This window comes from Mesorhizobium sp. B283B1A, from assembly GCF_020165735.1.
Classification (GTDB): Bacteria; Pseudomonadota; Alphaproteobacteria; order Rhizobiales; family Rhizobiaceae; genus Mesorhizobium; species Mesorhizobium opportunistum.
In genome coordinates, this window is record NZ_JAIUIQ010000014.1 from 116,566 (window position 1) to 140,144 (window position 23,579).

19 protein-coding genes are annotated in these 23,579 nt (G+C 60.4%); 17 read left to right on the forward strand and 2 right to left on the reverse strand.

The window, feature by feature from the left end; genetic code table 11:
* Positions 1-43: 43 nt before the first annotated feature.
* From LB577_RS14645 to LB577_RS14705, 13 genes are all read left to right on the forward strand, one after another.
* On the forward strand, positions 44-2,491 hold the full coding sequence (locus LB577_RS14645; protein WP_224687221.1) for a membrane-bound PQQ-dependent dehydrogenase, glucose/quinate/shikimate family: 2,448 nt from the start codon (positions 44-46) through the stop codon (positions 2,489-2,491).
* Positions 2,492-2,497: 6 nt separating this feature from the next.
* Positions 2,498-3,589, forward strand: coding sequence for an FAD-dependent oxidoreductase (locus tag LB577_RS14650; RefSeq protein ID WP_224687222.1), 1,092 nt, complete (start codon positions 2,498-2,500; stop codon positions 3,587-3,589).
* A 609-nt stretch (positions 3,590-4,198) separates the two neighbouring features.
* A complete protein-coding gene (locus tag LB577_RS14655; protein ID WP_224687223.1) occupies positions 4,199-5,332 on the forward strand; it encodes a transporter substrate-binding domain-containing protein in 1,134 nt (377 codons plus the stop codon).
* 4 nt (positions 5,333-5,336) lie between these two features.
* The gene (locus LB577_RS14660; protein ID WP_224687224.1) at positions 5,337-5,981 is read left to right on the forward strand and encodes an ANTAR domain-containing response regulator; all 645 of its coding nucleotides are present in this window, start codon (positions 5,337-5,339) and stop codon (positions 5,979-5,981) included.
* A 249-nt stretch (positions 5,982-6,230) separates the two neighbouring features.
* Positions 6,231-7,076 (forward strand): nitrilase family protein, encoded by an 846-nt coding sequence (locus LB577_RS14665; protein WP_224687225.1) that lies wholly within the window; start codon positions 6,231-6,233, stop codon positions 7,074-7,076.
* A gap of 53 nt (positions 7,077-7,129) precedes the next feature.
* The gene (locus LB577_RS14670) at positions 7,130-8,281 is read left to right on the forward strand and encodes a substrate-binding protein (protein WP_224687226.1); all 1,152 of its coding nucleotides are present in this window, start codon (positions 7,130-7,132) and stop codon (positions 8,279-8,281) included.
* Between the two features lie 64 nt (positions 8,282-8,345).
* Positions 8,346-9,179 carry a branched-chain amino acid ABC transporter permease gene (locus LB577_RS14675; RefSeq protein ID WP_224687227.1) on the forward strand — a complete coding sequence of 278 codons (834 nt, stop codon included), beginning with the start codon at positions 8,346-8,348 and terminating at the stop codon, positions 9,177-9,179.
* Positions 9,166-10,944 carry an ABC transporter permease subunit gene (locus tag LB577_RS14680; protein WP_224687228.1) on the forward strand — a complete coding sequence of 593 codons (1,779 nt, stop codon included), beginning with the start codon at positions 9,166-9,168 and terminating at the stop codon, positions 10,942-10,944. Before LB577_RS14675 ends, LB577_RS14680 begins: the two co-directional genes overlap by 14 nt.
* On the forward strand, positions 10,937-11,659 hold the full coding sequence (locus LB577_RS14685; protein WP_224687229.1) for an ABC transporter ATP-binding protein: 723 nt from the start codon (positions 10,937-10,939) through the stop codon (positions 11,657-11,659). The genes LB577_RS14680 and LB577_RS14685 overlap by 8 nt, the downstream gene beginning before the upstream one ends.
* A gap of 965 nt (positions 11,660-12,624) precedes the next feature.
* The gene (locus LB577_RS14690; RefSeq protein ID WP_224687230.1) at positions 12,625-12,909 is read left to right on the forward strand and encodes a hypothetical protein; all 285 of its coding nucleotides are present in this window, start codon (positions 12,625-12,627) and stop codon (positions 12,907-12,909) included.
* Positions 12,902-13,861 carry a hypothetical protein gene (locus LB577_RS14695; RefSeq protein ID WP_224687231.1) on the forward strand — a complete coding sequence of 320 codons (960 nt, stop codon included), beginning with the start codon at positions 12,902-12,904 and terminating at the stop codon, positions 13,859-13,861. The genes LB577_RS14690 and LB577_RS14695 overlap by 8 nt, the downstream gene beginning before the upstream one ends.
* 28 nt (positions 13,862-13,889) lie before the next feature.
* The gene (locus tag LB577_RS14700) at positions 13,890-14,993 is read left to right on the forward strand and encodes an HNH endonuclease (protein WP_224687232.1); all 1,104 of its coding nucleotides are present in this window, start codon (positions 13,890-13,892) and stop codon (positions 14,991-14,993) included.
* 83 nt (positions 14,994-15,076) lie between these two features.
* Positions 15,077-16,135 (forward strand): hypothetical protein, encoded by a 1,059-nt coding sequence (locus LB577_RS14705; protein WP_224687233.1) that lies wholly within the window; start codon positions 15,077-15,079, stop codon positions 16,133-16,135.
* Positions 16,136-16,238: 103 nt separating this feature from the next.
* On the opposite strand, the gene LB577_RS14710 is transcribed toward LB577_RS14705, so the two are convergent.
* Both LB577_RS14710 and LB577_RS14715 read right to left on the reverse strand, forming a co-directional pair.
* Positions 16,239-16,628, reverse strand: coding sequence for a hypothetical protein (locus LB577_RS14710; RefSeq protein ID WP_224687234.1), 390 nt, complete (start codon positions 16,626-16,628; stop codon positions 16,239-16,241).
* A complete protein-coding gene (locus LB577_RS14715) occupies positions 16,625-17,704 on the reverse strand; it encodes an LPD7 domain-containing protein (RefSeq protein ID WP_224687235.1) in 1,080 nt (359 codons plus the stop codon). Before LB577_RS14715 ends, LB577_RS14710 begins: the two co-directional genes overlap by 4 nt.
* A 473-nt stretch (positions 17,705-18,177) precedes the next feature.
* Between LB577_RS14715 and LB577_RS14720 the strand changes: the two genes are divergently transcribed.
* The 4 genes from LB577_RS14720 (at position 18,178) to LB577_RS14740 (ending at position 23,319) form a co-directional block, all read left to right on the forward strand.
* Complete coding sequence (locus LB577_RS14720; RefSeq protein WP_224687236.1) at positions 18,178-18,666, forward strand: hypothetical protein; 489 nt, start codon at positions 18,178-18,180, stop codon at positions 18,664-18,666.
* Between the two features lie 475 nt (positions 18,667-19,141).
* Positions 19,142-19,933, forward strand: a complete 792-nt coding sequence (locus LB577_RS14725) for a hypothetical protein (RefSeq protein ID WP_224687237.1) — start codon at positions 19,142-19,144, stop codon at positions 19,931-19,933.
* Positions 19,934-20,247: 314 nt separating this feature from the next.
* A complete protein-coding gene (locus LB577_RS14735; protein ID WP_224687265.1) occupies positions 20,248-20,616 on the forward strand; it encodes a hypothetical protein in 369 nt (122 codons plus the stop codon).
* A gap of 120 nt (positions 20,617-20,736) precedes the next feature.
* The gene (locus tag LB577_RS14740) at positions 20,737-23,319 is read left to right on the forward strand and encodes a DEAD/DEAH box helicase (RefSeq protein ID WP_224687239.1); all 2,583 of its coding nucleotides are present in this window, start codon (positions 20,737-20,739) and stop codon (positions 23,317-23,319) included.
* The last annotated feature ends 260 nt before the right edge of the window (positions 23,320-23,579 follow it).

The window sequence follows — 23,579 nt, forward strand, 5'->3', positions numbered from 1 at the left end:
GCGTTCGAGATGATCACCACCGACAGACACGGGAAATTTTGCCATGTCCACCGGCCTCGCCAATTCGCCCACTGACTTCAGCCGTTCCGGCCTCGCCTTCTGGTGGACCGTGTTCGTAGGAGTGTTGCAGGTGATACTTGGGTTGCTGATTGGCGCCGGCGGTGGCTGGCTTATCGCACTGGGCGGCTCCTGGTATTATCTGCCAGCCGGAATAGCACTCTTGATTTCAGGCGCTCTGCTGTTGCGCGGCAACGTTGCCGGCGTCTGGCTCTACGTCCTGACCTGGATCGCCACGCTCGCCTGGGCCTATTGGGAAGTCGGCATGGATGGCTGGGGCTTGATGCCCCGCGTGCTGGCACCCACCGTGATCCTGGTTTTTGTCCTCTTGACCCTGCCCGCCTTCGGCCGTCGGCGCGTGAATCGGCTTGGCGCATACGCGACCACATCGGCAACCCTGGTTCTTGCCTGCGCATTCGGCTTCCATCATCTCACAATGACGGCGCGGTCGCAGGAAACGCCCGCAATCGCCCCCGCCACCACAGCGACGCCAACGAACGGCGCCACCGGGCAACCCGACATGGCGGCACACCCTGCCGGACCCGATTGGCCGGTCTATGGCGGTTCCGAACTGGCGACCCGCTATTCGCCCGTCAAACAGATCAATGCCGGCAATGTCTCGCAACTGACCAAGGTCTGGGATTTCCACACCGGCGACATGCCCGACAAGGCCGCCAAGGACATGTATTCGCCGGAAAACACGCCGCTTGAGGTAAATGGTCATCTCTATGCCTGTTCGGCCAAAGGCATCGTCATCTCCGCCAATGCAGCCACCGGCAAGGAGGAATGGCGATTTGATCCAAAAGTACCTGACGATGCCATCCCCTACGGTGCCAGCTGTCGCGGCGTCGCCTACTATGCCAAGCCGGGCGCAGGCGCCGGTCAGCCATGCGCCACGCGCATCGTGTGGGGTACGCTGGACGCCAAATTGATCGCCATCGACGCCATGAATGGCAAGCTCTGCGGCGACTTCGGCCAGCAGGGGATTGTCGACCTGACGCAAGGGATCGGCGAGACCGTGCCAGGCTGGTACTCCGTGACGGCTCCGCCGATCATCGTGCGCGGCATCGCCGTCGTGGGTGCCCAAGTAAAGGACGGTCAAGCCGAGGATGCACCATCCGGTGTCGTGCGAGGTTACGACGTGACCTCGGGCAAACTCGTCTGGGCCTGGGACATGGGCCATCCTGATCGCACGGGCGCGCCACCCGCGGGCGACACCTACACGCGCGGCACGCCGAACATGTGGACCGTCGCCGCCGCCGACCCGCAACTCGGCTACGTCTATCTGCCGCTCGGCAACGCCGCCGTCGACTATTACGGGGTCGATCGCAAGGATTTCGAAAACCAGTACAATTCCTCGATCGTCGCCATCGATGTCACGACAGGCAGGCCGGTGTGGCATTTCCAGACCGTGCATCACGACCTGTGGGACTACGATCTTGGTTCCCAGCCCACGCTCGTCGATTTCCCGACGGCGGACGGAAAGGTTCCCGCAATCGTCGTGCCCAGCAAGCAGGGGCAGATTTACGTGCTCGACCGCAAGACCGGCAAACCGCTATTCCCGGTCGATGAGCGGCCGGTGCCGTCCGGTGGTGTCGAACCCGACAAGCTGTCGAAGACGCAGCCCTATTCCGGCTACGCACATCTCGATCAACCCGCGCTGACCGAAAAGAAGATGTGGGGCATGAGCCCGCTCGATCAACTCTATTGCCGCATCCAGTTTCACCGCGCGTCTTATCAAGGCGAATATACACCGCCGACAGTCGACAAACCCTTCATCGAGTACCCCGGTTACAATGGCGGCTCCGACTGGGGCAGCGTCGCTGTGGATACGGACGACGGCATCCTGATCGCCAACTACAACGACATGCCGAACTACGATCAGTTGCTGCCGCGCGAAAAAGCCGATCAGCTCGGCTTCAAATCCATCGCCCAGGGAGGCAGTTCCAAAAAGGCAAAAGATATTGGCGACCCGCAGATGGGCTCTCCCTATGCCATATCAGTCAATGCCGGCTGGCGGCTGTCGACTGGATTGCTCTGTTCCGAACCCCCGTACGGTCATATCCGCGCCATCGATCTGAAAACCGGCAAGACGCTGTGGGACGAACCGCTCGGCAGCGCGGTCGAAAATGGACCGTGGGGCATTCCCTCGATGCTGCCGCTCGACATCGGCACACCGAACAATGGCGGGCCGCTGGTGACGGCGGGCGGGCTGATCTTCATCGCTGCTGCGACGGACAACAAGCTGCGTGCCATCGACATCAAAACCGGCAAGCTGGTTTGGCAGACCGACCTTCCGGCCGGCGGGCAGACCACGCCAATGACCTATGAGGTCGGTGGCAGGCAGTACGTCGTCATCGCTCCCGGCGGCCATCATTTCATGGAGACGAAGGTTGGCGATGATGTCATCGCTTACGCATTGCCGAAAAGCTGATGTCCAATGGCGCGCGATCCCTCCATCCTGATTGTCGGAGCCGGCCCGACAGGCCTGACCCTGGCGCTTGAACTGGCCAGGCGCGATGTCGCATCCCGCATCATCGACCGCAAGGACGGACCGACACCGCTCGCCAAGGCGGTCGGCATCAGTTCGCACAGCCTCGATATTCTGGAACCCAGCGACGTCTCCGCCCGGCTGCTGGCCAATGGCCTGAAAATCCGCGGAGCCTGTTTTCACGCCAACGGCCAACCCCTCGGAAGGATCGATTTCTCGGTTCTGCCTCATCGTTACAATTTTCTGCTGTCGCTGCCGCAAAGGGAAACGGAAACCATAATGGCTGCGCGGTTGGCGGAATTCGGTATCGCGGTCGGATGGCGCAATACTCTGGTTGACCTGCAGGAAGCCAGCGACGCGGCCACAGCGCGGATCGACGCCCCCAACGGCCAAAGTGAGGAAACTTTCGACTACGTCTTCGGAGCCGATGGCGCGCAAAGCGTGGTGCGCCACGCCATGGCCGTGGAGTTCGAAGGATATGCGCATCGCAGGCAATGGAGCATCGCCGATGCCGACATCGACGAATGGCCGTACGAACCGGTGGCTGCCCACGCATTCCTGCACCGAAATGGCGATGTCGGTTTTATCATTCCGATCGGCCAGAACCGCTACCGCGCGGTATCCAACACCGACGATGCGCTTGCCCGCGTCCCTGGCGCCTACCAGGTCGTCCGCCTGTTGCGGACTGACCGGTTCCACATCCCCGCGCGGCAAGCGACGCGCTACCAGAACACCCGCATGTTCCTGGGAGGCGATGCGGCGCATGCGCATTCTCCGCTGGGCGCCCGGGGCATGAATCTCGGCATTGAGGATGCGGCATGTTTTGCCAGGCGTTTTGCCGAAGGCACGCTTACCGGCTATACCGGTGAGCGATGGCCGGTAGGGCGGCGCTGGATCAAACTCAGCGAGCGTGTCCTGTCGATGGCGCAATCGGACAGTCCTGTCCTGCAGACATTCAGGAATGCGGCCTTTCGGGTGGTCGGCCGCTTGCCGACACTCCAAAGGCCATTTCTCAAGCGCGTCGCCGGTTTGAAGGAATGACGCGCCCATCGTAAACCCAAGCCTGGAATTGCAGCCTAAACGGCATCTGTCGGATAGTTGGTGCGGTCTGGTGAGTCGCTTTGGAAAGCGATTGATAATCGACGGGACGGAGCCGCAGGCTGACCGAGGTTCGGGCGGCCCACAACGGGCCTAAAGCGTTTTGGGTTGAGTTGAATTTTCAACTACAAAATCGATGGTTATAGTGGCCCCGGGGGGTCAGTACTTTCTACACAAATCAATATTTTAGCGGCTGGTTCGCCAACCCATATCTCTCGTATGATCTCGTATGGTCTGGCGAACCCGATAACAATGACTCCGCTTGAATGTCAGCTCCGCGCCGCATGTCAGCTGTTGACGTGATCTTTGCTGTTGCCAGATTGCAGACATTGCCGGCGCCCCTGAACATCGTAGTTGCGTCAACTTTGGTTCGATCAGAGAGCCCGCTAGATCGTCGCCCTCTGGGCGTGTTCCCAATATATTAGAAAAAACGCAGGGATGAAGATCAACTCTCCGGGACCGGTCGCAACTACGGCCGGCTGTCCCGATGGCGATTGCCATGAGGCCTCGCGTGCAATAGGCCTTTGCCGGAAAAGAGCAGGGAGGATTGCCGTGACAGGAACAGCCCAGACATGGCGCGTCGGCATCCTTTTTTCGCGCAGCGGCATCACCTCGGTCACCGAAAGCGAGCATTTCTACGGGACGGCGCTTGCCATCGAGGAGATCAATGCCGGCGGCGGCGTGCTGGGGCGGCAGATCGAGCCCATAGCCTACGATCCTGGTAGCGACCCCGAGGCGTTTCGATCGCTCGCCCGCAGGCTTCTGACTGAGGACGACGTCAATGTCATCTTCGGCTGTTCGATGTCGGGTAGCCGCAAGGCCGTGCTGCCGATCGTCGAGCGCTACAACGGCCTGCTTTGGTACCCCTCGATCTATGAGGGCTTCGAATATTCAGAAAACGTCCTCTACACCGGCGCCACGCTCAATCAGAACACCTTCGCGCTGGCCGACTTCATCCTGCAGCGCTACGGGCCGCGCGTATTCATGGCCGGGTCCGACTACATTTATCCGCATGAATCCAACCGGGTCATGCGCGACCTTTTGGAATGCAAGGGCGGCACGATCGTCGAGGAACAATATGTGCCGCTCAATGCCGACGAACGCCGGATGCGCCGGCTGATGGCCGACATCGAGAAGGCCGCCCCGGACGCGGTGTTCTCGACGGTGATCGGGCGCAGTGCGCAAATCCTCTACAGGCTCTATGCCGAAGCCGGCATCGACCGGGCAAAGCGGCCGATCGCCAGCCTGACCTTGGCCGAAGGCGAGATCCGCGTCATCGGCGCCGAGCATTGCACCGGCCATGTGCTGGCTGCCCCTTATCTGGCGAGCGTCGACAGCGGCGAGAACCAGCGCTTCGTCGGCGAGCTCGCCCGCCGGTTCGGCGACCGGACGACGGCGACCATGTGGTCGCAAACCGCCTATACGCAAGTGCATCTGTTCGCCCGCGCGCTGGAGAAGGCGGGAACCCTCGACACCTTCCGCCTCAGCCAGGCAGCGCTTGAAGTCGACTATGCGTCGCCGGAGGGACGGATGATGTTCGACCAGGAAAACCGCCACGTCTGGTCGACACCACGCATCGGCATCGCCAACGCTGCCGGCCAGTTCGACATTGCCTGGCAGTCGCAGGTCGCGATCCGGCCCGACCCCTATCTCGCCTCGACCCATTTCGAAGAGCCGTGGCTGTAAAACTATGACGGCAACGCTCAAACGCATCCTCAACGATCTGCGGCAAGCGAAGATCCTCGTCATCCATCCCAAGGACGAGGATGGCGCGGCACTTGTCGATCATTTGCGGCGCCTCGGCTGTGAGGTGAGGGCGGCGTGGCCGCCGCCGGCTGCGATCCCTGGCGACATCGATACGGTGTTCGTACAGGTCGGCGAGGCGCCGACAGACGCGATGGTGTCACTGATCGAAGGCGTCAGTGCGGCGGTGGTCGCCATCGTCACCTATGAAAGCCCGACCTCGATCAAGGCGATCATCGATCTCAACGCCCATGGCGTCATCACCAAGCCGCTCAGGCAGCTTGGCGTGCTGACGCAGTTTGCGCTCGCGCGCTATCGCTACGGCTATGAAGGACGGCTGGCCAACAAGGTGCGCAAGCTGGAGGATACGCTGAAAGGGCGCAGGACCATCGAGAAGGCGGTCAAGGTGTTGGTCGAGATGAACGGCGTCGACGAGGAGACTGCTTACAAATTGATCCGCGACCAGGCGACATCGAAGCGCGTCGCGCTGGTTTCCGAGGCCGACGGCATCCTCGCCGCGCAGGAAGCGATGCGGGCTTTCGGCTTCGGGATTTCCGCGCAAGGCAATCAGAAACAGCCGAACGATCGATAAGGTGTTGACGGCGGGGCGCGGTAGAAATCTCCTATAACCGGCTGATTTAACTTCTATAAATTGAACTCATCACCGTCCCTTGGTGTCGGAATCTTTGGCTCTTGACGCAGTCTTCGGTCCGTGCAACTTCTTAAAGCACGAGCAGGTTTGCTCTTCGGCAGGAATGCCGTTTCACATTGATGGCTATGTAGCCCTTGGCTCGCGGATGACTTCCGCGCCCAAGGGTTTTTTGCGTTTGGAGACAGGCCTTTGGCACTATCGGCGACAGCATCCGCGGACCTCCGTCTGGCCTGCATCCAGTTCCAACCGGCGATCGGCCGGCTGGACAAGAATCTCAGATCGATGGAGCGGCTGATCCGCCAGGCCGCCGGCCTCGGCGCCTCGGTCGTGGTGCTGCCGGAACTCGCCGACAGCGGCTATGTCTTCGACAGCCAGGAAGAACTCGCCGAACTCGCAGCACCCATTCCGGAGGGACGCAGTGCAGCGCTGCTGTGCTCGCTGGCCAGCGAACTCGGTCTCCACATCGTCAGCGGCCTTGCCGAGCGCGACGGCGACCGGTTCTTCAACGCCGCCATGCTGTGCGGGCCTTCGGGTCCCATCGGCACCTATCGCAAGCTGCATTTGTGGAACCGCGAAAAACTCTACTTCCAGCCGGGCAATCTCGGCCTGCCGGTGTTCGAGACCGCGATCGGCCGCATCGGCGTGGCGATCTGCTATGACGGCTGGTTCCCGGAGACCTACCGGCAGCTGGCGCTAAAGGGCGCCGAGCTGGTCTGCGTGCCGACCAACTGGGTGCCGATGCCCGCTCAGGGCGACCACCCGGAGCCGATGGCCAACATCCTGCACAAGGCGGCCGCCCACAGCAACGGCATCTACATCGCCTGCGCCGACCGTGTCGGCATCGAGCGCGGCCAGCCCTTTGTCGGCAGGAGCCTGATCGTCGGCCCGACCGGCTGGCCGATCGCCGGGCCGGCCAGCGAAGCCGACGAGGAAATCCTCATCGCCACGATCAACCTCGGCGAGGTCGCCAAGGCGCGGGCGCTGAGCGAACGCAACGACGCCATCGGCGACCGCCGCAGCGACGTCTACGGATAACCAAGAAGAAGCCGGCACTACCCGGTACGATCAACCAGAGAAAGGGGAATACCATGAAGAACAGAGCAGTGATCCTTGCCTTCGCCAGCGCCGCCCTGAGCAGTGCCGCCTTCGCCGCGGACGGTCCGATCAAGATCGGCATCCCGGTCGGCTTGTCCGGCGCCAACAGCGTCGTCGCGCCGTCGGTGGTGCAATCGGCCGAACTCGCGGTCGCCGAGATCAACGCTGCTGGCGGCGTACTGGGACGCCAGCTTGCGCTGGAGATCGCCGACGATGCCTCGGGGGCAGCGGGCGCCCAGAAGGCCTTCGATTCGCTGGTCTTCCAGAAGGAGGTCAACGCCGTCATCACCATGGAGACCAGTGCTGCCCGCAATGCCGGCCTGCCGATCATCTCGAAGGGCGACATCCCCTACATCTACACCTCGTTCTACGAGGGCAAATCCTGCAACGCCAATCTGTTCGTCAATGCCTGGGTGCCCGAGCAGCAGGTGCCGCCGATCGTCGACAATTTCATCAAAACGCAAGGCGCCAAGAAATTCTTCCTGATCGGCTCGGACTACGCGTTCGGTCGCGGCATGCTGGAATTCGCCAAGGCCTATATCGAGAAGTCTGGCGCCAGCGTCGTCGGCGAGGAGTATCTGCCGATGGAAGGCAGCGACTGGACAGCGATCATCTCCAACCTGAAGAGCTCCGGCGCCGATGCGGTGATTACCTCGACCGCCGGCGGGGCACCCAACGTCACCTTGACCAAGCAGCTGCGCGGCGCCGGGGTCACCATTCCCTATGGCAACCTCGCCGTGGATGAGGGAACAGCCAAGAGCATGGGCGCGGACGCTGCCGGCATCTTCATTTCCGCTTCCTACGTGACCAGTATCGGCAGCGACGCCAACAAGAGCTTTCTTGCCGCGATCGAGAAGAAGTTCGGTGCCGAGCTGCGCACCCCCAATGACCTCTCGGTGCCGGAATATGAGGGTATCTATCTCTACAAGGCCGCGGTCGAGAAAGCCGGGTCAACCGACACCGCCGCTGTGCTCGCAGCACTTGCCGAGGTATCCTTCGCCGGCCCGCGTGGCATGGTCTCGATGAGCAAGCAGCACCATGCTCCGCTGACCATGTATCTCGGCCAGGTGAAGGCGGACGGCTCGGTGACGGTGGTCGACAAATTCGAAGGCGTCGACCCCGGCCAGCAGTGCCCGAACCTGTAATCGCCCCTCTAATCGCAACGGGGCGGCCGTGTGCCGCCCCGTTCCACACCATCGGGGACCTGCCATGACGCTTCTCCTGGACATGGTGACGACGGCGGCGATCCTGTTCATCGTCGCTGCCGGCCTGCTTGCGATCTTCGGCGTGCTGAAGATCATCAATTTCGCCCACGGCGCCTGGCTGACCATCGGCGCTTACTGCGCGGTGGCGACGGCCGGCCTCGGGCTCAATCCCTGGGCAGCGCTGCCGATTGCCTTTTCCGTCGGCGCAATCCTTGGCGGCATCACCGAACTGGCAATCGTGCGGCCGCTCTATCGCCGGCCGCTCGACGCCATCCTGGCGACCTGGGGGCTGGGCATCGTCATCGGCCAGCTGATCACGCTGTGGTTCGGGCGCGACGTGCAGTTCACTCCCAATCTTCTGTCGGGCACGGTCGATGTGTTCGGCATAGGCTATTCGCTTTACCGGCTGTTTGCCGTCGCGGCCGCACTGATCATCGGGCTTGCCTTCACCTTCCTGCTCGAAGGCACGCGGCTCGGCCTGTCGGCGCAAGCGGTCATCATGAACGAGATGCTGGCGCGCGCGCTCGGCATCGACACGGCGCGCGTGCGGCTCGCCACCTTCATGATCGGCACCGGACTGGCGGCACTCGCCGGCGTGCTTCTGACGCCGCTGACCAGCGTCGATCCGAACATGGGCGTCGCCTGGCTGATCGGCTCGTTCATGCTGGTCATGGTTGCCGGCTCGTCTTTCTCGACGCTGGCCATCGCCTGCCTCGTTTTCGGTGGCGTCCAGGTTCTGGTCAGCACCTTCGTCAGCCCCATTCTTGGCGGCATCACGGTGGCGGTCCTATGCGCCCTGGTGCTGCGCATCAGCCCGAAGGGATTTGCCCGTGCCTGAGAGCCGTTCCATCCCGCCGAGGGCCTGGGTGTTTGCAGCGCTCGCGCTTGCGACGGCGGTCGTCATCATCATCGGCCCTGCGCTGTTCGACCGCTTTACGCTCAACGTGCTGACCCGCTCGATGATCTACGCCATGCTGGCGGTGACCGTCGACATCCTGTGGGGCTACACCGGGGTGCTGACCTTCGGCCAGGCGGCGTTCTTCGGCACCGGCGCCTATGCCAGCGCCATGGTGCTCAGCCATCTCGGCTCGACGCCCGCCTTTCTGGCATTGGCGTTTGCCCTGGCGATCCTCGTGCCGGTGCTGCTCGGCGCCTTCGTCGGCTGGCTGTCGTTCGGCCATGGCTCGACGCCGCTCTATGCGACGGTGATCTCGCTGGTTGTGCCGATCGTTGTGACGCAGCTGGTGTTTTCGGGTGGCGTGTGGACTGGATCGAGCAGCGGGCTGGTCGGCTATTCCGGCCTGCCGCTTGGCCTGCCGGGATATTTCAGGTTTGCCGGCATCTGCCTGATTGTCACCACTGTCGTCGCCCTGGTCTTCACCCGCTCCGACGCCGGCAAGCTGCTCATCGCCATTCGCGACAATGAAGCGCGCTGCGCCTATCTCGGCCTCGATCCGCAACGGCTGAAGATCGTGCTGACAACGATCCTCGCCGGCGTCGCCGGCATTGCCGGCTTCGTCTATGCCAATGCGTCGGGTGTGGTGGCGCCGGAAAATACCGGCTTCGTCTTCGGCACCGAAATCGTCATCTGGACCGCCCTTGGCGGCCGCGGCACCATCATCGGGCCTGTCATGGGCGCGATCGGCATCGACTATCTAAGCGCCCAGCTTTCGGGCGACTTGCCCTTCCTGTGGAACCTGGTCGTCGGCGCTCTTTTCGTGGTCATGATCATCCTGTTGCCGAACGGGCTGGCGCAATTGTTGGCAATGCTGATGCCACGCCGCAATGCCGCGCAGACCAACCAAGCCGGCAGCCCGGCCATCGCCGTCGAGACGGCCGGGAACCGCAGCGCCGAGGGCGACCGCGTGCTCTCCGTCAGCGGCCTCGGCAAAGCCTTCGGCAGCCTGCAGGTGCTGCAAGGTATCGACCTCGACGTTCGGTCGGGCGAACTGGTCAGCCTTGTTGGCCCCAATGGCGCAGGCAAGACGACACTGATGCGATGTCTCAGCGATGGCACTGAGGCCACAATCGGAAGCGTCAATATCGCAGGCCGCAACATCAGCGGCATGACACCGGATAAAATCGTGGCGCTTGGCGTCGGCCGCAAGTTCCAGGTGGCGAGCGTTTTCGATAGCCTGACCGTAGCCGACTGCCTGCGCATGGCACGCGCCTCGCGCCAGGCGCCGAGCCTGCTCCACCGCTCCGCCACGCTTGGATTGCCGGCCGCCGCCACCGATATCTTGCGTTCCACCGGCCTCGACCAGATGCTTAGCCAACGGGTGTCGCTGTTGTCGCATGGGCAGAAGCAGAGTCTCGAGCTCGCCATGGTCGTTGCGCTCGAGCCAAAACTCATCCTGCTCGACGAGCCGACGGCCGGGCTCACCAAGGTCGAGCGCACCACCATCGGTGCGACGCTGCAGAAGCTGACCGGCGACCTTGGCTTCGCCGCCATCCTGGTCGAGCACGATCTCGATTTCGTCCGCGACATCTCGACCAGGATCGTCGTTCTCCACCAGGGCAAGCTGGTGCTCGACGGTAGCGTCGACGACGTCGTCAATTCCGAAATGGTCAGGACGATCTACTCGGGAGCCGCCCATGCTTGAGGAAGCCAAAACCACCGTGCCGAAACTAGCGCTGTCGAACATTACGAGCGGCTATGGGCCGGTTGCCATTATCGAGGCGCTGTCGCTCTCTATCGCGCCCGGACAGATTTTTGCGCTGATGGGCAAGAACGGGATGGGCAAGACCACGGTGCTCAAAACCATTCTCGGTTTCGTGGCATTGCGTTCAGGCGACATCCGCCTTGACGGTACGTCGATATCAGGCCTCTCTCAGGCCTCGCTGATCTCATCCGGTGTCGGCTATGCCCCTCAGGAGCAGGCCCTGTTCCAGGATCTCAGCGTGCGCGACAACCTGCGGCTCGCTCTGCGGTCGGATCGCGGCTTTGCGCAAGCAGTGGAGCGGGTCTGTGGGCATTTTCCGTTCCTCGGGGACCGCCTGTCGCAACGAGCCGGAACCCTATCCGGCGGCGAGCAGAAGATGCTTATTCTGGGCCGCGCTCTGATGTTGCGGCCAAAGCTGCTGCTGATCGACGAGATTTCCGAAGGCCTTCAGCCGTCGGTCGTCGAACGCATCGCCGCTGTACTCAAGGAAGAGCGCCGGGCCAACGGCACGACGATCCTGATCGTCGAGCAAAACCTGCCCTTCGCGCTGGGCATCGCCGACAGTTGGGCTGTGCTGAAGCTTGGTCGGATCGATGATGCCGGCGAGGTTGCGGAGGGAACGGCGGGCCGAGTTCTTCAGCACCTGAAGATCTAAGACGTACGCATCTGGCCTGGATACTCCGAACCCATTCAGCCCCTGGACTGCGGTGCGGTGCATTCCGCCTCCGTTGCAACCGAGTCCACGGAAGCCCACCATAAATCAACAATATCAATGCGATGCGCGGAGGTTCGCCAGTCTTGACTTGGCTGACCAAGTCAAAAAATTCCGCTAAGTCATTGATAAACAACGATAATGGTGGGCCCGGAGGGCGAACGAAAATTGATGATTTTGTTGAGTTTTTCCTGGGCCAAGATCTGAAAGCTTCCCGTATCGTTCCGCATGCTCCCGTGGCAGTCAACTGTGGCTAACCTCGTTTGCGAACGTTCGGAGACATGCTCCAGAATGACCGCATTGGGGACGGGAGCGGACTGGCAGCTTACGGTATGATGATTTGCGATGCAGCCGTTCCGCTCCTGGCCCATCTAGCTGACGGTCAAAACCTCCTTGGGTATGTCCGATAGTATGAAAATCGTATTTCACACTGGCGGGCGCGATCTACACATGTCTGCCGCCAGGCGAGTGAGCACGCCCTTCATACGGGTGGGGTCGCAGGTACAATCCCATCGCCCCCGGACGGCATCGAACCGCCGACCTTCGGTTACAAAATCGATGGCCGGTGATGTCGGTGAGTCGTTTTTGGAACGCAATTGAATCAGCGCGAAGGAACCGCAACCAACCGAGGCGCGGGCGGCCCACAATGGGCCCAGAACGTTTTGGGCTGAGCCGAATTTTTGACAACAAAATCAAAGGTTATGGTGGGCCCGAAGGGACTTTGCGAGGAATCCGCCCGTAAGTATTTGATTCTAAAACACGAATAGCGCTGGCGAAAATCGCTCAAATCAAGAAACGTACACCTGATTGGTGTACGTGCAGGTGTACCGTCCCAAGGATTCCCTTGTCAACAATTGAGAAGCAAGAGGGAATCGGTCAGAGATCAGACAGGGTGGAGGAAGCGAACGATGAGCGTCAATTGGGGCGAAGACGACTTGGCGCGGCTGCTGGCTCTTGAGCACGCCTTTCATGCCCTTGCCCTATTCTCAGCCTACAACTACGCCCATCTCGATGGAACTACCCCAAGCGCCGCCGTGAAGCAGTTCCGGGAAGCTGTCGAAGGCTCCGTATACGATACCGGACAGGCTCCGAAGGCCGTACAAGTGCTCATGAGCAAGCATCTGAAGAAGATGTTCGACCACGTGGCCGCAATGGCTGTCCACGCGGACCAAGGATTCAGAGGCGATGAATGATATCTACGAGAACGCCATCGCCTCGATCAGGCTTGGTATCCAGGATTTTCAGTCCAACGACGATCTTCGGCCGATAAGCGCGCTACGGAACTTCTACGCGGGGGTGCTGCTTCTCGGGAAACAGTGCCTTTTGAATGCTGCGCCAGACGACGCCGATCCCATGGAAATCCTTGCATCGAAATTCGCCCCCATTTTGGACGACGACGGCGAGGTAGCATATGCAGCCAAGGGCCAGCAGACTATCGACCTTGCGGAACTCCGTGAGCGCTTCAAGGGTTTCAAGCTCACATGGCCTGCTGGCGACATCAAAGGCCTTCAAAAGCTCCGGAATGACTTTGAGCACTACCACTCTGCAACGCCGAAGCCAGCGATACGACAGGTGATAGCCGATTGCTTTCCTTTGGTGGAAGGATTCTTCGCAATACTGGAGAAATCGCCCAAGGTTGAGCTTGGCGGCACGTGGGATTTGATGCTTGCAGAACGCGCGTTCTTCAGAAAGCTGAAAGACACGTGCAACGCGACATTTCAGGAAATTCCCTGGTGGCCAGAGATCGCCGAGCGCGATGATATCTCGTGCCCGAACTGTAGATCGTCGCTCGTTTACCAGAAAGACGACGCCAACGGCGAACCGGGTGACATAGAGGGATGCTGCAAGGCATGCGGCGATACATTCTCGGCCGAGAAGACCGTCGAGATAATTGTAGAGGCAGGCTTCGGCATTGACGGCTATATGGCAGCCAAAGAGGGGCTGGAGCCGACGATTCACGACTGTCCTGAGTGCTACAACGCCACATATGTGGAAACAGGCATCACCGTAAAATGCTTCTTCTGCGGCTACGCGGTGGGCGGCGACTGCGCGAGGTGTGGTGAGTCACTTAGTATAAGCAACAAGTCTATCAACAATCCTCGACTCTGCGACTACTGCGATCACATGTTGTCGAAGGATGACTAGAGTCCTGAGACCTGACAGGGCGTGCCGGATGGCACGATCTCGAGCTCGCGACCCGTTCCTGTTCAGTCCCCGATCGGAGCGTATTCGCCATCATGTTGAATCGTCCACACTTCGTGTTTTTGACAAAGAACTGAATGCTGCCATCAACGACGGTTCTTATATTCCCCTAAAGCAGTTACAAATTCTCCGCCCTATAACGGGAAACAGCTTCGTGGCCAAAGAAGAGGCAGACACCTGGGAACTCGACGAACCAGCGGCGCGCACCCACTCCCCTCCAGGTTGGCCGATCGAAGTGATCGAGTTCAATGCAAGTGGGAAGGCGCCAAAGAAGTATGGACCGAACACCTATCGGTTCGGAGCTTCCCTCACGCTGAGCGTGATTCTTCCAAGGCGGGGATGGTCGCTTGTCAAGCAGACGAAGAACTACGCCTACTTAACACCACCAGCAGATCAGCCAGGCCCCAACTTCCGGATCTCAATAGCAGTTCCACCCGCTTCTGAATGCTTGGCCATCGCGCGGAGGTGTCACGCTCGTGCCGAATCCTGGGCATACCAACTTGGCGAGTGGCCGGCATGGTATCTCCATGAACGAAATCGCGACATGCGCCGCTTATGGCGTGACCCGGTGACAGGAGAGATGGTATCGGAGTTGCATCCCGCCCCGCCGGAATCCAGCCTTTCCATTGGTCAGTGGGGTATCTGGGAGATGCACGTCACCGGGGTCGCGGGGGACTTCGTGATCGGACGGGTCCCTCCCACCACGGCGACGGACGGCGGTCTGGGCGTCCCCGCCGCCGTCCTAACCGAAGGCGAGCTAAAAACGGTTGAACTCACGAAATACGAACGCAACGCTGAAGCTCGACGAGAGTGTATCAGGCACTTCGGCTACCGATGCCAAGCATGCGATCTCAGCTATGAGGATAGGTATGGCCCGATTGGCGCCGATCTCATCCACGTTCACCACCTAACGCCTCTCTCGCAGATCGGCGAAGCCTATCAGGTCGACCCAATCCGCGATCTGGTGCCGCTCTGCGCAAATTGTCATCACGTCGTGCATCGCCGAAATCCGCCGTATTCAATAGCCGAGCTGAGAAGTGTGATCACGGAGCGGGCAAAACGCACATTGGCGTAGCCCGGAACTTGCAGCGAACAGCGAATATTCTTGAACAGAAGCAATACGATACCGATCTTACGGTCACACTGGAGTTACCCTGCATGGCTGATGATAGCGAACCCATCACCGTCGGTGATTCCGAGGAGCCTACAACGCTGCCAACTAACGTTGGTGTTAGCCTCAGCGGCCCATTTGAGAGCGAGGACAAAGCTCGCGAGTTTGCCTATCGAGTATTAGGGTCGATGAGGGTTCTCGGCAGATCGATGGACCTCAGCGGGGTCGATGGCGTTACCATTTCTGGGGACTACCATGAAGCTTTGACCGCCCTCGATCGCGGCATTGAAGGCCTCCGACCTTTGACGGCCTCCACCGACGAAGACGGCGTAATCGGCATAGCAATGGCACCAGCGGTTTTAAGAAACGGAAAGCTCAAAACCCACTTGGTCTTCCACGTCCAAGCGATCCTCGGCCTTGCAGAACCTGAGTCCGAATTATTCCCGTTGGCTGTCCATACCCTTGCACACGAATGCGCTCATGCGATGCTGCATACAGCATTCGACAAGCGATTTCCGAATGTGATTTTACGTGAAGGCGCATCGAACTACTTCGACCGTTTCCGACTAGAGGTCACCGATGCATGCTGGGAAGAATACGGCGCTACGCGGGCGAGCGCAGACTGGGGTACAGACCCGACGGACGGTTATGTCAGCACGTTCGTCAAGGCACTCTCGGAAACAGACCAATCGGCGAATGAATTCATTTTGTCCTATCGGACACATGGCGACATCGACCAAATTCTTGCAGAGGTCCCGCCGCTATATGGCAACCTCATCAAATGGGCATCCTATCTGATTGGAACGATGCATGGCCTTGATAAGAAGATCGCTGATCTTCCCGAATTGGCCGAAGCACTCAACGGTCGTTGGTTCTCCGAGTATTTCGAAAAGCTCGAAACCGCTTATAGGAAACTCTGGGAACGGCTTGGCGAGTGGGATGAGCGGGCCGAATTCGATCCAATCGGTGACATCGCGATCGACGTTCTCGAAAGGGGCGGAATAAAGCTGATCAAGACCTTCCCTGACAACACCAAGGTCGAGATTCCTTTTCGAACATGGAACACCCCTATGGGCGGCCTGCTCAATCTAATGAGGCAGTTCTAGTCGGCCAGCGTCAAAACCTTTTCAGGGAGCGCATCCCCTGGCCGGGCATCCGGAACTCCTCGGCGAGGGCGGAAGGCAAGCACACGTCAGGGCCATGCGCCGCCTACATCCGGACACGGGACAGGATAGCAAGGCCTTCGCGGCGCCAGTCGCGGAGAGCCTGACGACGGTTGCGGGTGACTTCCTTGAACAGACGCTGCCAGTCGTGCGTTTCGCGGGCGCGCAATTCGAAAAGAGCCTGAAGAGCGTGGTCTTCGGCAATGCGGGCGTCCAGTCCCAGCCATGGGCACCATGGGAGGCCGGGGCGGCGTACCAGACGGAAGGCTTTCCCGTCGCGTCGGCCGGCGGCCTCGGTGGCATTCGATTCCACCCAGCATTGCGTTGCCGGATCGAAGCGCGCGAACTCAGGATAGGTCCGCCCGTGAGCGCGGGCGGACACATAGCGCCGGAGGGCGTGGGCTTCGTCCTGATTTTCGTGGCTCACGAAATTCAACGGGGCCTCCTCTCCTCATAGTCGAGGTCTGGGAACGGCGGAGGAATATCCATGTCGTCGGCCAGCACGGGGAGCCCTTCCTTCTTCCTGCGGGCTTCCTCAGCCTCGCGGGCGGTCCTGCCGAAGCTGCGGAAGGCAGGGAGGGCGGCAACGACGTCGGCCTCGGGTTTCCCGACCATCTTGCCGCGCTGCTCGTCGTCCAGGTGCATGGTGACGAAGGCGGCAAGCTCGCGGTCGTTTCTTTCGAGCTTTTCGAGAGCGGCGGCGTCACCGGCGGCGGCCTCGAGAACGAGGCTGGCGACAGCCTTGTGGTTCCGGATCGCCGACATCTCGTCGTGCTCGGCGCGGACTCTGAGCTGGTCGCCCTCGAACGCGCGGCGGACATCCTCCGAAGGCTCGTAGAGCTTGCCCGTCTCGGCATCGTAAACAACGACGCCTTGGCGCCGGGCCTGAAGCCATGTGGCGTCCTTGAAGGAGCGTCCGCCGAAAACCTCCAGCGAGGAATCCCACTCGTCCACGGCTTTCGTGATCATCGCGCGGACAGCGGCATCGCTGGCGGCGGGGCCGTGGATTCGCAGTTCGTCGCCGAGATCCTGGAGCCTGCATTTTCCGATCTCGATCCAGACGCCATCCGGGGCCTCCACCACCTTAGTGAAGCCACGGCTGCGCCACCTGTCGGACAGGGATTCGACGCGATCCGGAGGAAGCTGCGGAACCTCGTCCGGGTTCCGGCGAGGACGGGCACCGTCGGCCTTGCGGCGGAGGCTCTTAAGCTCCTCAAGCCGCTCGATGTCGTCCAAGTCGTCGGCCGCCTGGAGAGCGGCGACAAGGGCGTCGGCCTGGCCGCGCCGGCCGAAGACCTTCGCCATACGGTTCTCGATTTCGGCATGCCCGCCGTCCTTAGTGGCGATGCGGATAAGACCGGGGTTCGACGTGTCAATGAAATGCAGGGAACCCGCCCAACTTTCGGCGTTCGGGAGGTCGGGGAAGCGCTCGCGGAGGAGTTTCTGTTTGAAGTCGGCGCGGCTCCGTGGGTGGATGCCTGCGCGGCCTTGGCGGGTTGCGTTCGTTGCCATGATTTCCTCCTCGGTTTCGTGCAATTCGTCTTCAAGAATTCTGGCGTTGCGGATGCTTGAAACAAGCGCGGTGCGACGGTCGTGGCGCTTGCGCTTGCCCTACGGCGCGGCGGTGGGAACGTTCGCGTCGGCGCTGGGCTTTCTCGCCAGCCTGTTCCTCGGATACCACATCATCGTCGGCATCGTGTCTTCCGCCCATTCGGGGAAGGTGCTCGGCGACAAATTCCATCAGACATGGGCACCGCTGCGCGTTGTCATCGGCTTCGGGATGCTGATCCCGATCGCGGGCGGGTTCTCCGCCGCTCACTACATGCTACGCGATCTCGTCGCCTTGCCCGGCATCAACTTGGGCAACGCGGCATGGCTGACGTTCGAGGTCGCAACGGATGACACACCGATCGTTGCCCGCCCGGCAGGCGGCTCCAGACTGGTGCTTGATATCATGGAACATGAGATCTGCGCGGCAGTGACAAATGCGGCGGGAAACACCTGGGGCTTCTACCAGGCCCTTCCGCCGGCGAACGGCGACGAAGTCGGCGCGGGTCGCCGACCCGCTGCCGCCCGTTCCTCTGCGGGAGGAAAGGGAATCCGTCTATGGAGAGAGATACACGGCCTTCGCCGGCGCGATCGGCGTGACGGAACGGTTCCGGCTCTCCGGCAGGCCTTCGCGGGCAGAGCTATACGAAGCGGCGGAGGCGGTCGGCGGAGCCGTCGATCGGCCGCGCGCGAAGCTGCGGCGGCAGCACGTCCTATACTCCCTGGAAGCGGCGGGGATTCCCGTAACCTGGCGGCTGAAGAAACTGTCCCTCGCACAGCTCCAGGAGCATTCCGAGTTGCTAGGCTTAACGGTGTATGTCCCCACCGTCGCGCCGCGTTCCGGCACGGCGATGAAGGCGTTGAAGGAGGCCGGATTCGGATTCTCGAAACGGCCAGACGGCTCCCTCGTCGGCTTCGACCTGTAGGCGAGATTCTGCTGCGCAACGCGCACCGCTGGATCATTGCGGATTCGGAGAAGGCGGCCGAGCTTCTGGAAGCGGCCACGGCCGGGGAGAGGCAGGAAAAAGCGGCATATCAGGAGAGGGTCAGGGAGTCGGCTGCGCAGCACGAAGAATCCATGAAGCCCTTCCGCAACGCTTGTGCGGAGCGCGGGATCTCCTTCGGCATGACTATGAGCGATGCGGGGAAGGAACTGTTCTACGAGGTGTGGGAGGAAGTAAGAAAGAGGGACCAACTTTCAGTTAGTCCCAACGACCCAAGGTTAGGCCCTGACGGGCCTCCCCGTGGGAACAACGGGCCGCCGGAATGACCGTCAAGTGCGGTTCCGGACATGACAGGGAAGGGAAATGGAAGGGCTTCCGACAGGAGCAACAGGGAGCACTGCCTACGGACGCCTCTATCCGATAAAATCGCCGTGGGCTGATTCTAAGGGAGGGGCGAATGTTTTGGGGGCGGCTGCATGGCGCAAAGTTTTTGGACGGCGCAGCGTTCGGAGCGTTTCTTTCCTCCGTCTTTTTCTTGATCTTGTTCTGGTTGATCGACATCGCCGACGGCGAGCCGTGGCACCAATACCTGACAGCTCTAATGGTAACCGTCGCAACTCTGGGGGCTGCGAGCATCGCCGTTTATACGTCAAGAATTCAGATTCAGCAGAACGGCGACCAGGAGCGCCAACGGCAAGAAAAATCCAATCGGGCTGCCGTTGCTATGCTGCCCTTGGCTCTGAGCAACATGTCAGAGGTTTGCTGCAACAATATGAAGCGACATTTCTCGGCGGAAGACCTCGTGCTGGGTGGCGCCCCTGTGATGGAGTTTATGGCCATTGATTCGGAAACGGTTGCGATCCTCAAAGAATGCATCCAATTTGGAGACGACTATACCCAAATGAAGCTCGCCAACATGATCCGAGCCTACCAAGTGTTGAGGGCACGAAACGAAGGCATACGTCCTGGGCGTCATGTTCGACCGGACCAACAGAGCGTAGCCATCGATCATGAGCTAACCAATGATGTCCTGCATTGGGCGACTTTGCACGCGCTGGTGGACAACGCGTATAGCTATGCGCGGGGCGAAGTGGAGACGATCGCAAGAGATTGGGACAAAGATCTCGTCCGGAATGCCATGGAGACAAACGGCATCGATATGGAGACCTTCCCCAACATCAATGCAATCTACGAGAGTCGCTTAGAAAAAGGACGACTGGAGATGTTCCGAGATCGGCCCGGGACCTGATGATTTCCCCGGGGACTTCAACAGGAGCGACCCGGGGATCGGCTTGGCCCCGTAAGGATGCTAGACGCTAGAGGAGGACGGGAGCCCTTGTCTCAATGTTCTACCGGGGGATTTCCCAGCTCGATGTATCGGCCCAGTGTGCGCAGGTAAGCGACGATCTCGCCGCGCAAATGATCGCGGTTCCCATAGACACGCTGGATTCGAGCCAGGTCTGGGCAAGCAGCCCTGTATTCTGCTTCGGATAGATCAGAGTCCCCGACAACGTACCTGTCGTCTCCGACTGCCCAGATGTTGCACCCTGCCTCGATCACGTCATGAACAAAGGCGGGGATTTCCTCAGCCTTCATAATGGTATTCCTCCTGTCCTGATGCCGACATATGCAACCGACAGTGGATGCGCAATTTTGAAATTCACCCAACTTCAACCGACGACGTCGTCACAGACGGCGGGACTAGCCCTGGCGGTAAGGGCCTCCGAGGACAATCGCGGCAACAAGAGGCAGGCTTGGAAAGTCGTCGTTCGACTCATCTGCCAGAATAAGTATGTCGAGCCAACTCCAGACATTCCCGACGCAATTCCATTTGCGGACAACCATGCAAAAACGGAATTTGCCCTTGCCAGAACACTTCCACCATCAATGAACCTTGTCCATCTTGGAATAAACCCCGGAATTGACGTCTAGGGGGCGTGCAATTTCGGGAGAATTAGATATTCCGAGGCAGCATAGGGTACCCAACCTCTGGATCCGGCGAACAACCACGGCGTTGCAAGTCAGAACGGCAGCGCAGCAAGGAAATACGGCATGGCATTCAAGCTCGGTGGAACTTCCAGTATCTCGCTCGATAGCCCCGAGCGCATGTTTCTCGACTTTAGCGATCGCGCGTTCAAAGGCCTGTTGACCCACCAAGGTCATGTTCTGGCTGAGTATCAGGCGAAAGCATTAGGCGCGGGTAATGTCGCTATCAAGCTGCCCACAGGAAGCGGGAAGACGCTCGTCGGAATTCTGATCGCCGAATGGCGCCGGCGGCGAATGCAGGAGCGTGTCGTCTACGTTTGCCCAACCCGGCAGCTTGCTCACCAAGTAGTCGAGGAAGCTCGCACCAAATACGGAATGCGCGATGCGGTTGCTGCGTTTGTCGGACGTAAGGCCGACTACAATCCTGCGGACAAGGGACGCTTCCAATCGGGTGATGTCATCGCGGTCACGACCTACGGTGGCCTGTTTAATGCCCGGACTTTCTTCGATGAACCGCACTGCCTAATCTTCGACGATGCGCATGCCGCCGAGAACTACATGGCGCAGCATTGGACCCTCCAGGTTAACCGGATCGGCCACCCAGCGCTCTTCAGCGTCCTGGTCTCGATTCTAAGTTCAGTCCTGTCGCCGCTTGACGCCAAGCGTCTGCGCGATGATGCACAAACGGCGTGGGACATTTCGTGGGTCGAAATGGTTCCCGCCGAGTTTGTGGCATCGATCGAGCCGCAATTATTGGCGGCGCTAGACGAGCATCTTTTGGATGATGATCTGCGATGGCGTTGGCGAGAGATTCGCAATCATCTCAGTGCGTGCCGGCTTTACATCAGCACGAGCGAGATCATGTTTCGTCCGCTGATCCCCCCCACATTGCGCTACGAACCCTTTGCGAAGGCCAAGCAGCGTATCTTCATGTCGGCAACGCTCGGCGAAGGCGGCGATCTCGAACGGGTAACAGGCGTTCCCCGCATCCAGCGGCTAAGCGTATCCGACGATTTCAACGCGCAGGGCGTCGGTCGGCGGTTCTTTATCCTGCCTGGCCGGGCGCTCGCGGACGATGAGCAGCACGCCTTGCAGTGCGCTGCCATTCAGGAAGCCCAAAAGGCGGTTGTACTTGTCCCTGACTTCAGGACGGCCAAGATCGTGGAAGAGGAGATCGCTTCGACAATCCAATACCCCGTGTACTCCGCGAGTCAGATCGAAGAATCCAAGCAGGCCTTCGTCCAAGCGCCGCAAGCGGTGGCAGTACTCGCAAATCGCTACGACGGAATTGACTTCCCAGACGAGCAGTGTCGTCTGCTGATCATGCGTGGGCTCCCTGCGGCCGCTAATCTGCAAGAGCGGTTCTTGGTATCTCGCATGAGCGCGGGCCTCCTTCTCGCCGACCGAGTTCGCACCCGCGTGGTGCAGGCCGTAGGTCGCTGCACGCGGTCAGCAACCGACTATTCAGCGGTGATACTCCTCGGGGAAGATCTTCACACATATATTAGCAAGCGCGAGACGCGAAGCGCGCTCCATCCGGAGCTTCAGGCTGAACTAACGTTCGGCATAGAGCAGTCCGGGACAAGCCAGGAGATGCTCGACAATCTCCTTCTTTTCTATGCTCGCGGCGAAGAATGGCGCGGTGCAGAAAATGAGATCAGGCGCCTACGAGGCTTGGCCACACAATCGAATTTGCCCGCGCTCGAGCAATTGCGCCATGCAGCCGATCACGAGGTCGCCTACCAATACGCTATGTGGGATCACAATCCCACTGGCGCACTGGAGGAAGCGAGGCATGTGCTGACACTTCTGCAGGATGGGGGGCTGAAGGGCTATCGCGCGCTGTGGAATTATTTGGCAGGAGATGCAGCGAGTCAGGCGACCCGCGCTGGGGGCGTCGACTTGAGTGGCGTGGCTCGCGAGTACTACACAATTGCGGCGAAAGCATCATCCGGCATAACTTGGCTGCGGCAGCTCGCCGGGCTGCGAGAGGCGCAACTTGTCGAAGACAGCAAGCCCGGAATCTCGGCCGCTCCTCTGATTGAGCGGCTTGAGCTGCGGTTCGCTGAACTGGGAACGAGGCACGACGAAAAATTTGCGAAAGTCGAGCGCTTGATCCTTGAGGGGATCGGGCAAGATGCCTTTGCCCCGTTCGAAAATGCGCAGAAGGAGCTCGGACTCCTGCTCGGTTTCGACGCTGGTAATGAGGAAACAGACGGGGCGCCGGACCCCTGGTGGGTAGCAGATGAATCCTTTGCGATCGTATTCGAAGACTTCACGGAGGCACAGTCAACTACGCTGCTTCCTGTCAACAAAGCACGTCAGGTTGCGAGCCATCCAACATGGCTGCGACAGCGCCTTGGTCTGGGCGACCAAGCGAAAATTGTCCCGGTTCTTGTTAGCGGGATCTCCGGGGCGGCACCCGAGGCAGCGGTTCATCTTCAAGACGTTGCCTTCTGGCGCACCTCCGAGTTCCGGGTGTGGGCCACTAACGCGCTTAGGACAATTCGTTCGCTAAGGACAACTTATCCAGGACCTGGTGACATGTTTTGGCGCGAGGAGGCGATGGCAGCATACGCAGCGAATGGAATGGATCCAGCTAGTTTGAGTCAGCGACTTCAACCGATCAGGGGGGTGGCGACATTCTGAGCTGCCTTCTAGCCAATCAGCTCGCGATGCGGTTTGACGGAAGTCGTGCGCTCGGCCCGCACTGAGACCATCAAATAATCGCGCTACTGAATGTGGCGTCCGGACCGAGGGACCAAGCACGGAAGAGCAGAAAGGGGTCGGTCACGCCTTTCGGTCAACGGAAGTGCCAGCCGGAGCGCCTTTGCGCCACGCTCCACGAAGTCCGGCACGCCAGCCTTCAAGACCGCGACAATCGCGTCGGACGACGAAAGGAGCGGCAT

Coding starts and splice junctions, on each gene's coding strand:
- LB577_RS14670 (WP_224687226.1), top strand. CDS start 7,130: ATGAAGAACAGAGCAGTGATCCTTGCCTTCGCCAGCGCCGCCCTGAGC.
- LB577_RS14700 (WP_224687232.1), top strand. CDS start 13,890: ATGGCACGATCTCGAGCTCGCGACCCGTTCCTGTTCAGTCCCCGATCG.
- LB577_RS14735 (WP_224687265.1), top strand. CDS start 20,248: ATGAACAAAGGCGGGGATTTCCTCAGCCTTCATAATGGTATTCCTCCT.
- LB577_RS14685 (WP_224687229.1), top strand. CDS start 10,937: ATGCTTGAGGAAGCCAAAACCACCGTGCCGAAACTAGCGCTGTCGAAC.
- LB577_RS14675 (WP_224687227.1), top strand. CDS start 8,346: ATGACGCTTCTCCTGGACATGGTGACGACGGCGGCGATCCTGTTCATC.
- LB577_RS14690 (WP_224687230.1), top strand. CDS start 12,625: ATGAGCGTCAATTGGGGCGAAGACGACTTGGCGCGGCTGCTGGCTCTT.
- LB577_RS14695 (WP_224687231.1), top strand. CDS start 12,902: ATGAATGATATCTACGAGAACGCCATCGCCTCGATCAGGCTTGGTATC.
- LB577_RS14715 (WP_224687235.1), bottom strand. CDS start 17,704: ATGGCAACGAACGCAACCCGCCAAGGCCGCGCAGGCATCCACCCACGG.
- LB577_RS14705 (WP_224687233.1), top strand. CDS start 15,077: ATGGCTGATGATAGCGAACCCATCACCGTCGGTGATTCCGAGGAGCCT.
- LB577_RS14720 (WP_224687236.1), top strand. CDS start 18,178: ATGCGGCGGGAAACACCTGGGGCTTCTACCAGGCCCTTCCGCCGGCGA.
- LB577_RS14660 (WP_224687224.1), top strand. CDS start 5,337: ATGACGGCAACGCTCAAACGCATCCTCAACGATCTGCGGCAAGCGAAG.
- LB577_RS14645 (WP_224687221.1), top strand. CDS start 44: ATGTCCACCGGCCTCGCCAATTCGCCCACTGACTTCAGCCGTTCCGGC.
- LB577_RS14740 (WP_224687239.1), top strand. CDS start 20,737: ATGGCATTCAAGCTCGGTGGAACTTCCAGTATCTCGCTCGATAGCCCC.
- LB577_RS14725 (WP_224687237.1), top strand. CDS start 19,142: ATGTTTTGGGGGCGGCTGCATGGCGCAAAGTTTTTGGACGGCGCAGCG.
- LB577_RS14650 (WP_224687222.1), top strand. CDS start 2,498: ATGGCGCGCGATCCCTCCATCCTGATTGTCGGAGCCGGCCCGACAGGC.